Annotated in this window: 15 protein-coding genes; 9 read left to right on the top strand and 6 right to left on the bottom strand. The window is 74.9% G+C overall.

Features of this window, described 5'->3' with window-relative positions:
• Positions 1-7 precede the first annotated feature (7 nt).
• On the bottom strand, positions 8-610 hold the full coding sequence (locus GA0074696_RS03340) for a bacterial proteasome activator family protein (protein ID WP_088959730.1): 603 nt from the start codon (positions 608-610) through the stop codon (positions 8-10).
• An 80-nt stretch (positions 611-690) separates the two neighbouring features.
• Between GA0074696_RS03340 and GA0074696_RS03335 the strand changes: the two genes are divergently transcribed.
• Both GA0074696_RS03335 and GA0074696_RS03330 read left to right on the top strand, forming a co-directional pair.
• Complete coding sequence (locus GA0074696_RS03335; protein WP_088959729.1) at positions 691-1,479, top strand: alpha/beta hydrolase family protein; 789 nt, start codon at positions 691-693, stop codon at positions 1,477-1,479.
• Between the two features lie 76 nt (positions 1,480-1,555).
• A complete protein-coding gene (locus GA0074696_RS03330; RefSeq protein ID WP_088959728.1) occupies positions 1,556-2,776 on the top strand; it encodes an ABC transporter substrate-binding protein in 1,221 nt (406 codons plus the stop codon).
• Positions 2,777-2,851: 75 nt separating this feature from the next.
• On the opposite strand, the gene ddaH is transcribed toward GA0074696_RS03330, so the two are convergent.
• Entirely contained in the window at positions 2,852-3,685 is an 834-nt protein-coding gene (gene ddaH, locus GA0074696_RS03325) for a dimethylargininase (RefSeq protein WP_407940538.1), read from the bottom strand.
• Between the two features lie 59 nt (positions 3,686-3,744).
• Between ddaH and GA0074696_RS03320 the strand changes: the two genes are divergently transcribed.
• Together GA0074696_RS03320 and GA0074696_RS03315 are read left to right on the top strand one after the other, a co-directional pair.
• On the top strand, positions 3,745-4,203 hold the full coding sequence (locus GA0074696_RS03320; protein ID WP_088959726.1) for an Lrp/AsnC family transcriptional regulator: 459 nt from the start codon (positions 3,745-3,747) through the stop codon (positions 4,201-4,203).
• Positions 4,204-4,269: 66 nt separating this feature from the next.
• Positions 4,270-5,226, top strand: a complete 957-nt coding sequence (locus tag GA0074696_RS03315; protein WP_088959725.1) for a zinc-binding dehydrogenase — start codon at positions 4,270-4,272, stop codon at positions 5,224-5,226.
• A 37-nt stretch (positions 5,227-5,263) separates the two neighbouring features.
• Here the strand turns inward: GA0074696_RS03315 and GA0074696_RS03310 are convergent, their stop codons facing one another.
• The 3 genes from GA0074696_RS03310 to mobA form a co-directional block, all read right to left on the bottom strand.
• Positions 5,264-6,376, bottom strand: coding sequence for a T3SS (YopN, CesT) and YbjN peptide-binding chaperone 1 (locus GA0074696_RS03310; protein ID WP_088959724.1), 1,113 nt, complete (start codon positions 6,374-6,376; stop codon positions 5,264-5,266).
• 90 nt (positions 6,377-6,466) lie between these two features.
• Positions 6,467-6,721 (bottom strand): DUF6457 domain-containing protein, encoded by a 255-nt coding sequence (locus GA0074696_RS03305; protein ID WP_088959723.1) that lies wholly within the window; start codon positions 6,719-6,721, stop codon positions 6,467-6,469.
• Positions 6,718-7,551 (bottom strand): molybdenum cofactor guanylyltransferase, encoded by an 834-nt coding sequence (gene mobA / locus GA0074696_RS03300; RefSeq protein WP_088964332.1) that lies wholly within the window; start codon positions 7,549-7,551, stop codon positions 6,718-6,720. Before mobA ends, GA0074696_RS03305 begins: the two co-directional genes overlap by 4 nt.
• On the opposite strand from mobA, the gene fdhD reads away from it, so the two are divergent.
• A complete protein-coding gene (gene fdhD, locus GA0074696_RS03295; protein WP_088959722.1) occupies positions 7,514-8,371 on the top strand; it encodes a formate dehydrogenase accessory sulfurtransferase FdhD in 858 nt (285 codons plus the stop codon). The two genes, mobA and fdhD, sit on opposite strands and share 38 nt — an antisense overlap.
• Positions 8,372-8,426: 55 nt before the next feature.
• Here the strand turns inward: fdhD and GA0074696_RS03290 are convergent, their stop codons facing one another.
• Positions 8,427-9,485, bottom strand: a complete 1,059-nt coding sequence (locus tag GA0074696_RS03290; protein WP_088959721.1) for a DUF4192 domain-containing protein — start codon at positions 9,483-9,485, stop codon at positions 8,427-8,429.
• Between the two features lie 150 nt (positions 9,486-9,635).
• Between GA0074696_RS03290 and GA0074696_RS03285 the strand changes: the two genes are divergently transcribed.
• Genes GA0074696_RS03285 through GA0074696_RS03270 form a run of 4 tightly spaced genes read left to right on the top strand, consistent with a single transcriptional unit; the run spans position 9,636 to position 13,069 of the window.
• Positions 9,636-10,550 (top strand): fructosamine kinase family protein, encoded by a 915-nt coding sequence (locus GA0074696_RS03285; RefSeq protein ID WP_088959720.1) that lies wholly within the window; start codon positions 9,636-9,638, stop codon positions 10,548-10,550.
• The gene (gene moaA, locus GA0074696_RS03280; protein WP_088959719.1) at positions 10,547-11,560 is read left to right on the top strand and encodes a GTP 3',8-cyclase MoaA; all 1,014 of its coding nucleotides are present in this window, start codon (positions 10,547-10,549) and stop codon (positions 11,558-11,560) included. The genes GA0074696_RS03285 and moaA overlap by 4 nt, the downstream gene beginning before the upstream one ends.
• Before the next feature lie 3 nt (positions 11,561-11,563).
• The gene (locus GA0074696_RS03275) at positions 11,564-11,809 is read left to right on the top strand and encodes a MoaD/ThiS family protein (RefSeq protein WP_088959718.1); all 246 of its coding nucleotides are present in this window, start codon (positions 11,564-11,566) and stop codon (positions 11,807-11,809) included.
• Positions 11,810-11,821: 12 nt separating this feature from the next.
• Entirely contained in the window at positions 11,822-13,069 is a 1,248-nt protein-coding gene (locus GA0074696_RS03270; RefSeq protein WP_088959717.1) for a metallophosphoesterase, read from the top strand.
• Positions 13,070-13,073: the final 4 nt, after the last annotated feature.

Raw genomic sequence — 13,073 nt, 5'->3', positions numbered from 1 at the left:
CGGCCGGTCAGAGGTACTGGCCGGTGGGATGCCCCTCGCCGCCCTGCGGCTGGCCGATGCCCGGCATGCCCGGCATCATTCCGCCGGGACCGCTCGGCAGGGCCTGCCGGCCGGAGCGCATCTGCTCCAGCTGCACCCGGGCGGCCATCTGCTGGGCGACCAGCGCGGCCTGGATGCCGTGGAACAACCCCTCCAGCCAGCCGACGAGCTGGGCGTGGGCGATGCGCAGCTCGCTCTCGCTGGGCGCCTTCTCCTCGGTGAAGGGCAGCGAGATCCGCTCCAGCTCCTCGCGCAGCTCGGGGGCGAGGCCCTCCTTGAGCTCGACGATCGACCGCTCGTGGATCTCCCGCATCCGGTGCCGGCTGGCGTCGTCCAGCGGGGCCGACTTGACCTCCTCCAGCAGCTGCTTGATCATGCTGCCGATCCGCATCACCTTGGCCGGCTGCTCGACCAGGCGGGTCGGGTCCTCGCCCGCCGCCTCGTCGGTCTGCACGGTGCCGACCGGGCGGCCGTCCGGGCCGATCACCACCACGGTGCCCGAGTGCCCGGTGTCCTCGGTGCCCGGCTCGTCGTTCTGTCCAGCGGAGTGCGCGTCGGTCATGGGACCCATCTTTACCCACGCGCGCGAGCGGCACGCGGTGGGACCGGTCACGCCCCCCGGCCGGTGGCGGTCGGGCTACCGTCGCCGGCATGCCCGCCGACCCGCGCGCCGTGCTCACCCGGCCCGCTCCGCCCCCCGATGAGACCCTCGCCTACGGCGACCACCCCGACCAGATCGTCGACCTGCGCCGCCCCGCCGGGGACGCGCCGGCCCGACCGCTGGTCGCGGTGCTGCACGGGGGCTTCTGGCGCGCCGAGTACGACCGGACCCACACCGGCCCGCTCGCCGCCGCGCTGGCGGCGCTGGGCTGGCCGGTGGCGCAGCTGGAGTACCGGCGGACCGGGCAGCCGGGCGGCGGCTGGCCGGGCACCCTCACCGACGTGCTGGCCGGGGTGGCGGCGCTGCCCGCGCTGGCCGCCCGCGCCCTGCCCGGCCGGGTGGCCGCCGGGCCACCGCTGCTGCTCGGGCACTCGGCCGGCGGGCACCTCGCGCTCTACGTGGCGGCGCACGCCCCCGCCACCGTACGGGGGGTGCTGGCGCTGGCCCCGGTCGCCGACCTCGCCGAGGCGTACCGGCTGGACCTGGACGGCGGAGCGGTGGCCGCGCTGCTCGGCGGCGGCCCGGCGGAACACCCGGACCGGTACGCGGCGGCCGATCCACGAGAGTTGGTGCCGCTCCGGACACGCACGGTGATCGTGCACGGGGTCCAGGACCAGCAGGTGCCGGTGACGATCAGCCGGGGCTACACGGCCGCGGCGGGGGCCGAGGTGAGCCTCGTTGAACTGCCGGAATGCGAGCACTTCGGGCTCATCGACCCGGAGTCGGCCGCCTGGCCGCGGGTCAGAGATGCGTTGCAGTCGCTGCACAAAGATCAATAGCCATTGACGCAGCGTCGTCAACCAGGTAGAACGCCGAGGGGGCGGTGACGCCCCGCAACGCTCCGGAAGGATTTTGGTGTCGCAGATGAACCGCAGGCGCGCCCTGCAGCTGCTGGCCGCGCTCGGTACCACCGGGCTGGTCGCCGGCTGCGGCACGGACGACGAGGGTGATCCCACCGCGCCCGGCACGCCGATCAAGATTGGTCTCGTCGCCCCCGAAAGTGGCTCGGGCAAGGCCATCGGCGAGGACATCGTCAACGGCTTCGAGCTCTACCTCGCCACCCACGGCCAACGCCTCGGCGGGCACCCGGTGACCCTGCTGAAGGCCGACGAGGGCGACAACGCCAAGACCGGTCAGGCCGCCGTCAACGACCTGCTCAAGCAGGGCGTGCTCGCCCTCACCGGGGTGGTCAACCCGACGGTGATGTCCGGGATCCGGGACATCGTGGAGAAGGCCCGGGTGCCGCTGATCGGGTCGAACGCCTCACCGGTCAGCCTGCAGAGCGTGGTCTACATCTGGCGCACCTCGTACGTGCTGGACGAGCCGGGCCGGGCGCTCGGGGCGTACCTGAAGCAGCGGCTGCCCGCCGGCAGCCGGGTGTTGATCATCGCGCCGGAGGGCAGCCTCGACGTCGTGCAGGGCTTCCGCCAGGGCTTCGGCGCCGACGACCCGCGGATCGCCGGCGAGCCGGTCTGGACGAACCCCACCCCCACCCCGGACGAGAGCGAGTACGTCTCCCACATCCGGCAGGCGCTCAACCGCAGGCCCACCGCGATCTTCTGCCACTTCTCCGGCAACGCGGCCATCCAGTTCATCCGGCAGCTGCGCCGGCACCGGCCGGCCTACACCGGGCCGATCTACGCGCCCGGCTTCCTCACCGAGGGCAGCGTGCTAAACGAGGTGAGCAAGGTGCTGGTGGACGACAAGACCGACCGGCTGCTGCCCGGCCCGATCCAGACGGTGTCGAACTACTCGGCCGACCTGAACAACAACGCCAACCGGATCTTCGCCGCCGCGTACCGCAAGACGTTCAACGTTTCGCCCAGCACGTACGCGATGGCCTCGTGGGACGCCGCCCAGGTGCTCGACGGGGCGATCCGGCTCGCCGGGGCGAACCCGACCCCGCAGCAGGTCAACCTGGCCCTCGGCAAGGTGGGCCAGATCGACAGCCCGCGCGGGGTGTGGCAGTTCAACCAGCCCCGCACGCCGCAGCAGCGGTGGTACCTGCGCACCGTGCAGTTCGACGGCCGGCTGCTGTCCAACGTCATGCTCAACGAGATCGCCACGCTCGGCTGAGCGCCGGACCCGGTACGCGCCGAGGGCCGGTCTCCCCCGCGGGGAGGCCGGCCCTCGGCGTGCGCCGTGTTGGCGTCAGTGACGCAGCTCGGCGATGCAGCACTTCACGCTGCCGCCGCCCTTCTTCACCTCGGCCAGCTCGACCGGCACCGGGTGGTAGCCGGCCGCCTTGAGCTTGCCGGCCAGCCGGGTCGCCTCGCTGTTGAGCACGACGTTGAGCCCGTCGCTGACCAGGTTCAGGCCGAAGGTCATCGCGTCCTCGTCGTCCGCGATCACCGCGTCGGGGAAGAGCTGGGTGAGCACCTTCTGGCTGGCCGCCGAGAAGGCGCCCGGGAAGTAGGCGATGTTCTCGTCGTCGATCGAGGCGAGCGCCACGTCGAGGTGGTAGAAGCGCGGGTCGACCAGGCGCAGCGACACCACCGGCCGGCCGAGCGCCTCCTGCGCCTCGGCGTGCGCCGGCAGCTCGGTGCGGAAGCCGTGGCCGGCGAGGACCAGCCCGCCGTGCGCCTCCGGCAGGTACGCGAAGTCGCCCTCGCCCTCGTTGGTCTCGCTCGGCGCGATGAACCGCCAGCCCTGCGACTCGTAGAACGCCCGGTGCGCGGCGGCCTCGGCGGCGCGCTGCTCGTGCTTGAACTGGGCGCCGTAGACCGTCCCGTCCACCACGAAGGCGCCGTTGGCGGCGAAGACCATGTCCGGCAGCCCGGCCTCGGGGGTGAGCAGGTGCACGTCGTGGCCGAGACCGACCAGCGTCTCCCGCAGGCGGTCCCACTGCTTGACCGCCAGCTCCGCGTCGACCGCGGTGGTGACGTCCATCCACGGGTTGATGGCGTACTCGACGGCGAAATGCTCGGGCGAGCACATGAGATATGTCCGCTTTCGCGGGACTCGCTGCTGGTTCACGGTGACCAAGAGTAGGTAGCGTAGAACTTTGGTAACAGCTAGAACTCTTGCTTTCTGAAGGCGGAACGTTGCAGATAGACGCGGTCGACCAGCGAATCATTGCGTTGCTCGTGGCGGACGCTCGCGCGTCGTACGCCGACATCGGCAGCCGGGTGTCACTCTCCGCTCCGGCGGTGAAGAGACGCGTCGACCGGCTCCGCTCCGCCGGGGTGATCCGGGGCTTCACCGCGGTGGTCGACCCGGCCGCCGTCGGCTGGACCACGGAGGCCTTCGTCGAGCTCTTCTGCGCGGGTCGGACGACGCCCGCGCAGATCGGGGTGGCCGCCCGGCGGCACCCCGAGGTGGTCGGCGCGTACACCGTCTCGGGCGAGGCGGACGCCCTGGTGCACCTGCGGGCCGCCGACATCGCCCACCTGGAGGAGGCGCTGGAGCGGCTGCGGGCGGAGTCGTTCGTCACCTCCACCCGGAGCACCATCGTGCTCTCCCGCCTGGTCGAGTCCCCCGGCGTCGGCCCGTCCACCGGCTGACCCGCGCTTGACCTCAACCCCACTTCATGTCGTCGACTGGGCCGGACGGCGACGTGAGGGGGGATCGTGCGGGCGGTGTGGCTGCGGGAGTTCGGCGGGCCGGAGGTGCTGGTGCCGGGAACGGCGCCCGACCCGACGCCCGGGCCGGGGCAGGTGCTGATCGAGGTGGCCCACGTCAACCTCACCTTCGTCGAGACGATGTTCCGGGCCACCGGGTTCGGGCCGTTCCGCGGCCCGTTGCCGGTGATCCCCGGCAACGGGGTCGGCGGCGTGATCGGCGCGGTGGGCCCGGACGTGGACCCCGGGCTCGTCGGCCGGCGGGTGGTCAGCGGCACCGGCGGCTCCGGCGGATACGCCGAACGGGTCGTGGTGGACCGCGCCGCGCCGGTCGAGGTGCCCGACGCGCTGGCGCTGGACGACGCGGTGGCGCTGCTCGCCGACGGCCGTACCGCGCTGCTGCTGACCGACGCGGCAGCGCCCCGCGCCGGGGAACGGGTGCTGGTCGAGGCGGCCGCCGGTGGGGTGGGCGGCCTGCTGGTCCAGCTCGCCGCGCGGGCCGGAGCACGGGTGGTGGGCCTGGCCGGCGGCCCGCGCAAGACGGAACTGGTCCGGGCGGCGGGCGCCGACGTCGTGATCGACTACCGGGAGCCTGACTGGGCCGACCGGGTACGCGCCGCGACCGGCGGGGTGGACGTCGTCTTCGACGGCGTCGGCGGCGACGTGGGGCGTGCGGCGTTCGACCTGCTCGACCCCGGCGGTCGGATGCTGAGCTTCGGGCTCGCCTCGGGCAGCTGGACCGACGTGCCGACGGAGGCCGCCACGGCGCGCGGGGTGGCCCTGCTGCGACCGACCGCCGGTCCGGACGAGCTGCGCGCGCTCACCGTGCGGGCGCTGGCCGAGGGCGCGGCCGGGCGGCTGCGCCCGCTGATCGGGCAGCGGTTCCCGTTGGAGCGGGCCGCCGAGGCGCACGCCGCGATGCAGTCGCGGGCCACCGTCGGCAAGACCCTGCTCGACATCGGCTGACCAGTCGGCGCACGGGACGAGCAGGCGCCGGCGGGGATCAGAGGTACATGCCCGTCCGGTGCTCGGAGTCCGCCGGCCGGCTCGGCTTGTCGCCCTCGCCGAAGAACCGCTTGCCGCCGAACTCCCCGTGCAGCCGGTCGTCCAGCTCGTCGGCCAGCCCGGTCATCACCTGCACGGCGAGCATGAGGTGGGTGGCCTGGAAGTTGCGGCCGAAGACCGGGATGGAGGCCCAGACGGTGTCGTCGGCGCAGTAGAGCCGGCCGATCGGCATCCGGTTGGTCAGCTCGGAGAGCTTCACGTAGAGGCGCTCGGTCGGCTCCACCTCGGTGAGCACCGGGGAGAGGACGTCGACCAGCGGCGGGTTGTCGCGTACCCGGACGAACACCATCGCCGAGCCGGCGCGGATGTTGATGTCGCCGTCCGAGTCGACCTGGAGCTGGTCGGACTTCGACTTGAGCATGGTCGACACGACGGTGCGGACCCGCTCCCCCAGCGCCAGCACGTCCTCGCCCTCATCGCTCTTCTGCGCGCTCGCGGCGGCGGCCAGCGCCTCGTCGAGGTCCGCCTCGACGTCGCGGTCCGGGCCGAACTCGCTGCGCGCGGTGCCGAGCGGTTCGGCCGGCAGCGGCTCCCCCTCGGCGTCGTGCACGAGGTAGACGAGGAAGGCCGGGTGCGGGGCGCCGTAGACGTCGCGCAGGGTGCGGGAGAGCAGCGCGGCCACCTTGCTGGCGTCGGCGGTCGAGCCCTCCAGGCCGAACTGGTCCCGGGAGCCCTCGAGCACGCCGGGCGGCGACCAGCCCAGCGCGATCATGTCCGCGACGGCGGCCCGGTCCAGCCGGTAGCCCTGGGGCAGGGTGGCGTTGCCGACCGCCCGCGCGGAGACCCGCCCCCCGTCGCCCACGTCCACGCTGATCGAGTAGACGGCGTCGCCGGTGCCGGAGGCCGTCGGGTCGAGGGTCAGCTCGACGTGCGCCCCGGTGGGCAACGCGCGCAGCCGCTCGGCCAGCGCGCGGGCGAACTCCCGCCACGCCTCGGTCACCTTGGCCCGCAGGTCGGCCGTGCTCGGCTCGTCCAGCAGGACCGACTCGTGCTGCTCCGGCGAGCTGCCGGGCTGATCACCGGTCGGCTTCGAGGGGTGGTCTGCCGTCATGATCGCCTCCGTCCGTCAAGGTCACCCTACCCAGGCCCACCCGGTGTCGAATCCACCGCGACCGGGATCGGACAACGCGGCGGGTGCGGCTCAGTCGGGGCGGTCGCCGCCCAGCTCCACCGGCCAGGTCGCGGCCAGGGCGCTCAGCCGCGCGGCGGCGCCCGTCGGGTCGGCGCCGCGCCCGACCGCCACCCCGAGCAGGTACGCGCTCACCGGCGCCCCCGGCCGCAGCACCTGGTGGGCGACGTCCTTTGCCAGGTCGAGCACCGTCGGCACCGGCACCTCGGCCGGGTCGAGCCCCAGCTCGGCGCAGGCCGCCATGACCCAGTCGTCCATCACCGTCATCGCGTCCACTCCTCCGCCCGGCGTACGTCGGAGTCAGTGTCGCAGTCGAACCACGGCGGCGGGCCGCTGCCGGACCACGCCAGGTCACGCACCCTCAGCTCGGCGAGCAACTCCCGCATCGAGGCGCCGTCGGGCGTACCGCCCCGACACCCGACGAGGCGGGCCAGCGCGTCCCGCAACGCCGCGGCCCGCCACACACCGCACAGCGGCTGCCGCCGGCCCCGGTCGTCGACGAGGCAGACCCCGTCCGGCCCGTCGGCGACGGGACCGCCCGGCGACGCCGCGTCGGGCTCCGGGTGCAGCGCGCGCAGCAGCACGCCGACCGCCTCCCGGGTGAGCAGCGGCAGGTCGGCGGCGAGCAGGGCGACGGTGGTCGTGTCGGGAGGCAGCAGGGCGAGCCCGGCCGCGGTCGCCGCCACCGGCCCGCCGCCCGGTGGTCGTTCGCGGGTCACCAGCACGTCGCCGGGGACCGCGTCGGCCGGCCCGACCAGGATCCGCGGGGCCGCGTCGGCGACGGCCGCCAGCACCCGCTCCCGCATCGGCGTGCCACCGACCGGCAGCGCCGGCTTGTCCCGCCCGCCCATCCGGCGCGCCGCACCGCCCGCGAGCACCACCGCCGCGTACGCCGTCACCCGGCCACCGTAGCCTCGCGCCGACCCGTCCGCCCGGCCGGCGTCGTCGTCCGGGCCGCCGAGCGGCTGCCCTCCGGCACCGACGTCGCGGGATCGGCGGGCCCGCACGCCGGCCGCCGTCGTGGTGCGGGTCGCCGGGCGGGCGGGGGAGGATGGCGGGATGGGACGGGCGACTGACCGGCGGAGTGTGCTCCGCATCGACCTCGACGCGGTGGCCGACGGACGCGTCCCGCTACGCCGGCCGGACACCCTCTCGGTGGAGGAGCCGCTGGAGATCCGGGTCGGCCCGGCCGGTCCCGGTCGACGCCGGCCGCTCGCGGTCACCATGCGTACCCCCGGCGACGACATCGACCTGGCGATCGGCTTCCTGCTCACCGAGGGGCTGATCCGGTCGACCGAGGACGTGCTCACCGCCCAGCTCTGCGCCGGGGCGGAGACCCCGAACACCTACAACGTGGTGGACGTGGTGCTCGCCCCGGGCGTGCCCGAGCCCACCGCCGACCCGTCGCGGAACTTCTACACCACCAGCTCGTGCGGGGTCTGCGGCAAGGCCAGCATCGAGGCGGTGCGGACCCGGTCGCCGTACCCGGTGGTGGACGATCCGCTCACCGTCCGGGCCGACGTGCTCGCCGCCCTGCCGGACCGGTTGCGCGCGGCCCAACGGGCCTTCGACCGCACCGGCGGCCTGCACGCGGCGGGGCTGTTCACCGCCGAGGGCGAGCCGGTGGTGCTGCGGGAGGACGTCGGCCGGCACAACGCGGTGGACAAGGTGGTCGGCTGGGCGGTGCGGGAGCGTCGCCTCCCGCTGGCCGGGCACCTGCTGCTGGTCTCCGGTCGGGCCAGCTTCGAGCTGACCCAGAAGGCGTGGATGGCCGGCGTACCACTGCTCGCGGCCGTCTCCGCGCCCAGCTCGCTCGGCGCCGACCTGGCGGAGGAGGCCGGGATGACGCTGGTCGGCTTCCTGCGCGGCCGGACGATGAACGTCTACGCCGGCGGCCACCGGGTGCTGGTCGACTGACCCGCCCGCCGACGCCCCGCCGGACGCGACGTCGGCAGCAGTTCCCGCACGACCCTCATCCGAGATCACGCCGGACGTGTCGTCGCCGGCGGGGACGCCGCCGGACCACGCCCGGCTCTCCGACGGCCGGCCAGCCGTCCAGCTCGGCCGGGGGTACGCCGCGGCGGAGCAGGTCGTCGAGAAGCTGGGCCAGGGAGTAGTCGGGGTGGACGGCCAGCGCCCGTTCCAAGGCGACCGCGGCCAGCGCGCCCTGGCCGGCTCGCCAGGCGGCGAAGGCCAGCAGGCTCGCCGGTGCCGCGATCAGCTCCTCCTCGGCGCGGCGCAGCACGTCACCCCAGAGGTCGATGTCCTCCTCCCGCCCGTCGGTGCGTTCCCAGGCGTGGTCGCGCACCGGGAGGTGGGTCAGGAGCAGGCTGAGCCAGGCCACCTCGTCGTCGGTGAGCCGCTCGCCCCGGCGGTGCGCCCGCCGGGCGTCCCGGAGGGCGGCGACGCCGGCCGCCCGGATCGAGCGACCGCCGAGCAGGTCGGCGGCGGGCGCCTCGGTCAACAGGGTGAGCAGCCGCCGCTCGGCCCGGACGCCGGCCTGCCGCATCGCCGCCCGGTCCGGCCCGTCGGCGGCGGCCACCTGGGCGGTGAGGGCGGCCCGGTCGGGCAGCGCCACCTGACCGGCGTAGACCGCGGCGGCGCTGACCTCGCTGCTGTCCGGGTCGTACGGGGTGCCGTCGGGCGGGCAGCAGGCCGCCTCCGCGCACAGGTACGACCAGTACCGGCCGTCGGTCACCCGCATCGCGTCGAGCACGGTCAGGCCGGCCGTGGTCAGGGCGGCGCGTACCGCGTCGACGGTCGGGGTGACCCGGTCGGCCGGGCCGTACCCGATGACGGTGGCGGCGTCGGCGTCCTGCCGGCTCAGGACGCCGCCGAGGTGGTCGGCGGGCAGCCGGGGGTCGGCGCCACGGTCGGGCAGGTCGGCGCGGGCGGCGAAGACGACCCGCTGGGCGCGCATCGCCACCACGACGACGCTGTCGGCGGGGTGGAAGCCGAGCAGGTACGGCACGGCGGCGAGCAGGTCGGCGGGCGAGCGGACGGTGAGCCGGGGGCGGTCGGTCGCGGTCATGCCGGCAGCCTGCGACCCGGGGGACGCGGCCGACAGGCCCTGTGGACGACACGCGGGTTGTCCACAGACACGGAGAGTGTTCTCGCAGGTCATTGATTTGCCAGGCTTCGGAATCCCCCGGTTGCGGCACGGAGCGGCTACCTTGCGCTGATGGACCTGGCGTACCTGCGGGCGCACCCGGAGCACCTGCCGACGTTCCTCACCCACCAGCGGATCCGGGAGACCCCGGTCTCCGGCGGGGGCGTCTGTGCCGCCTCCCGGCTCACCCTGGACGACGGTCACTCCGTCTTCGCCAAGAGCTGGCCGGAGCGGGCCGACCGACCGGTGCCCGAGGGCTTCTTCGCCAGCGAGGCGGCCGGGCTGCGCTGGCTGCGCGCGGCGGGCACGTTGGCCGTACCGGAGGTGGTGGTGGCCCTGCCGGAGCTGCTGGCGCTGGACTGGGTGGAGCCGGGCGAGCCGTCCCCGGAGGCGGCCGAACGGTTCGGCCGGGAGCTGGCCGGGATGCACCGGGCCGGGGCGTCCGCCTTCGGCGCCGACTGGCCCGGCTTCATCGGCCCGCTGCCGCAGGACAACAGCCCCGACGAGGGCCCCTGGCCGCACTGGTTCGCCCGGCGTCGGCTGCTGCCGTACCTGGCGCTGTCGGTGGACGGCGGCGCGCTGGGTGGCGCGGACGCCGCGTTGGTGGAGCAGGTGATCGAGCGGATCGGCGAGTTCGGCGGCGACGAGCCGCCGGCCCGGGTGCACGGCGACCTGTGGCCGGGGAACGTGCTCTGGGGCGCGGACGACCGGGCCTGGCTGGTCGACCCGGCCGCACACGGCGGGCACCGGGAGACCGACCTGGCCCAACTGGCCCTCTTCGGCGGCGCGCCGCACCTCGACCGGATCATCGGCGCCTACCAGGAGGAGTGGCCGCTGGCCGACGGCTGGCGGGAACGACTGCCGCTGCACCAGCTCCACCTGCTGCTGGTGCACACCGCCGCCTTCGGCGCGGCGTACCGGGATGCGGTCACCCGGGCCGCCCGAGCGACGCTGGGCGCGACCGGCCGCGCTACGGTCGACGGGTGACCGTCGCCCCGCCCCCCGAGGGCGTCCTCGTCGACCGGTACGGCCGCGTCGCCCGGGACCTACGGGTCTCGCTGACCGACAAGTGCAACCTGCGCTGCACGTACTGCATGCCGGCGGAGGGTCTGCCCTGGCTGGCCGGGCCGCAGTTGCTCGGCGACGACGAGATCGTCCGGTTGGTCCGGGTCGCCGTGGAGCGGCTCGGGGTGACCGAGGTCCGCTTCACCGGCGGCGAGCCGCTGATCCGGCCGGGGCTGGCCGGCATCGTCGCCGAGGTGGCCGCGCTGACCCCCCGCCCCCGGATCTCCCTCACCACCAACGGCATCGGCCTGGACCGGCTCGCCCCCACGCTGCGCGCGGCCGGGCTGGACCGGGTGAACGTGTCGCTCGACACCCTGGACCGCGACCGGTTCAGCCGGCTGACCCGGCGGGACCGGCTGGCCGACGTGCTCGCCGGGCTGGCCGGCGCCGCCGCCGCCGGGCTCACCCCGGTGAAGGTCAACTCGGTGCTGATGCGGGGCGTCAACGACGACGAGGCCCCGGCGCTGCTGCGGTTCGCCCTCGACCACGGCTACGAGCTGCGGTTCATCGAGCAGATGCCGCTGGACGCCCAGCACGGCTGGGACCGGGCCACCATGGTCACCGCCGACGAGATCCTGGCCTCGCTGGCCGGCGCGTTCGCCCTGACGCCCGACCCGGCCGAGCGGGGCGCGGCGCCCGCCGAGACCTGGCTGGTGGGCGGCGGACCGGCCCGGGTCGGGGTGATCGCCAGCGTCACCCGGCCGTTCTGCGGCGACTGCGACCGGACCCGGCTCACCGCCGACGGCCAGATCCGGGCCTGCCTCTTCGCCACCGAGGAGTCCGACCTGCGCGGCGCGCTGCGCGCCGGGGCGGACGACGCTGAGCTGGCCCGCCGCTGGCAGGTGGCGATGCGGGGCAAGCGCGCCGGGCACGGCATCGACGACCCCACCTTCCTGCAACCGGCCCGGCCGATGTCCGCGATCGGAGGCTGAGCCGTGGACCTCACCGTCCGCTACTTCGCCGGGGCCCGCGCCGCCGCCGGCCGCACCGAGGAGACCGCATCCGCCGGCCGGTCGCTGGACGAACTGGTCGGTGAACTCGCCGAGCGGCACGGGCCGGGGCTGGCCGCCGTGCTGGAGGTGGCGAGTTTCCTGGTCGACGGGATGCGCTGCCATGATCGTGGAACACCGTTGCCGGCCGGGGTCACGATCGACGTGCTGCCCCCCTTCGCGGGCGGCTGAGAAAGGGCTGGCATGTTGGCGACTCTGGCGTTCCTGGCCACCCTGGCCCTGATCATCGGCCTGATCCACTTCTACCTGTGGAAGCGGCTGGTCAAGGACACCACCCGTCCCGGGCGGGGGCGGCGGATCGGCGCCGTCGCCGCGCTGCTGCTGGCGCTGCTCGTACCGGCGACGATGGCCGGCACCCGGGCGGTCGGGGCGTTCTGGCTGGCCTGGCCGGGCTACCTATGGCTGGCGGTGATGTTCTACCTGCTGGTCCTGCTGCTGGTGCTGGAAGTGCCGATGGCGGTCACCCGGCTGGTGCTGCGCCGCCGGTCGGTGGTCGCCGAGTCGACCGCCGCCGCGCCGGAGCCGGTGCTGGTCGGGGCGGCCGGCACCGCCGACCCGCCGGCCGTCGACGCCGTGGACCAGCCCGACCACGACGCCTCGCGCCGGCTGCTGCTGGCCCGGGGCGCGGCGATCTTCGCCGGGCTCACCGCGGCCGGCGTCACGGGCTACGGCGTCCGGGTGGCGACGGGCCCGCCCGAGCTGGACCGGGTCCGCATCCCGCTGGCGAAGCTGCCGCGCAGCATGGACGGCCTGCGGATCGCCACCGTCTCCGACATCCACCTCGGCCCGCTGCGCGGACGGGAGCACACCGAGCGGATCGTCGCCGCGATCAACCGCCTCGACGCCGACCTCGTCGCGGTCGTCGGGGACCTGGTCGACGGCTCGGTCGCCGAGCTGGGCGAGGCCGCGGCGCCGCTGCGCGGCCTGCGCTCCCGCTACGGCAACTTCTTCGTCACCGGCAACCACGAGTACTACTCCGGCGTCGAGGAGTGGGTCCACGAGGTGGACCGGCTCGGCCTGCGGGTGCTGCAGAACCAGCGGCAGGAGATCCGCGCCCGGGGCGGTGTGCTGGACCTGGCCGGCGTCAACGACGTGACCGCCGCCGGCACCGGCCTGGCCGCGCCCGCCGACTACGCGGCCGCGCTCGGCGACCGCGACCCGAGCCGCCCGGTGGTGCTGCTGGCCCACCAGCCGGTCGCCGCGCACGAGGCGGCGAAGTTCGGCGTCGACCTCCAGCTCTCCGGGCACACCCACGGCGGCCAGATCGTGCCGTTCAACCTGGCCGTCAAGCTCCAGCAGCCGGTCGTCTCCGGGCTCGGCGAGGTGGACGGCACCAAGGTGTACGTCACCAACGGCGCCGGCTTCTGGGGCCCGCCGGTGCGGGTCGGCGCCGCGCCGCAGATCACCCTGGTGGAGCTGCGCGCCCCCTAGCGCG

Source organism: Micromonospora purpureochromogenes, from assembly GCF_900091515.1.
GTDB classification, from domain to species: Bacteria; Actinomycetota; Actinomycetes; order Mycobacteriales; family Micromonosporaceae; genus Micromonospora; species Micromonospora purpureochromogenes.
This window is presented reverse-complemented; position numbering and strand designations above follow the sequence as displayed.

What these genes read in the sequence shown, in the direction of transcription:
- GA0074696_RS03340 (WP_088959730.1), bottom strand. Translation starts at nt 610, where the DNA reads ATGGGTCCCATGACCGACGCGCACTCCGCTGGACAGAACGACGAGCCG.
- GA0074696_RS03335 (WP_088959729.1), top strand. Translation starts at nt 691, where the DNA reads ATGCCCGCCGACCCGCGCGCCGTGCTCACCCGGCCCGCTCCGCCCCCC.
- GA0074696_RS03310 (WP_088959724.1), bottom strand. Translation starts at nt 6,376, where the DNA reads ATGACGGCAGACCACCCCTCGAAGCCGACCGGTGATCAGCCCGGCAGC.
- GA0074696_RS03305 (WP_088959723.1), bottom strand. Translation starts at nt 6,721, where the DNA reads ATGACGGTGATGGACGACTGGGTCATGGCGGCCTGCGCCGAGCTGGGG.
- fdhD (WP_088959722.1), top strand. Translation starts at nt 7,514, where the DNA reads ATGGGACGGGCGACTGACCGGCGGAGTGTGCTCCGCATCGACCTCGAC.
- mobA (WP_088964332.1), bottom strand. Translation starts at nt 7,551, where the DNA reads ATGCGGAGCACACTCCGCCGGTCAGTCGCCCGTCCCATCCCGCCATCC.
- GA0074696_RS03290 (WP_088959721.1), bottom strand. Translation starts at nt 9,485, where the DNA reads ATGACCGCGACCGACCGCCCCCGGCTCACCGTCCGCTCGCCCGCCGAC.
- GA0074696_RS03285 (WP_088959720.1), top strand. Translation starts at nt 9,636, where the DNA reads ATGGACCTGGCGTACCTGCGGGCGCACCCGGAGCACCTGCCGACGTTC.
- GA0074696_RS03270 (WP_088959717.1), top strand. Translation starts at nt 11,822, where the DNA reads ATGTTGGCGACTCTGGCGTTCCTGGCCACCCTGGCCCTGATCATCGGC.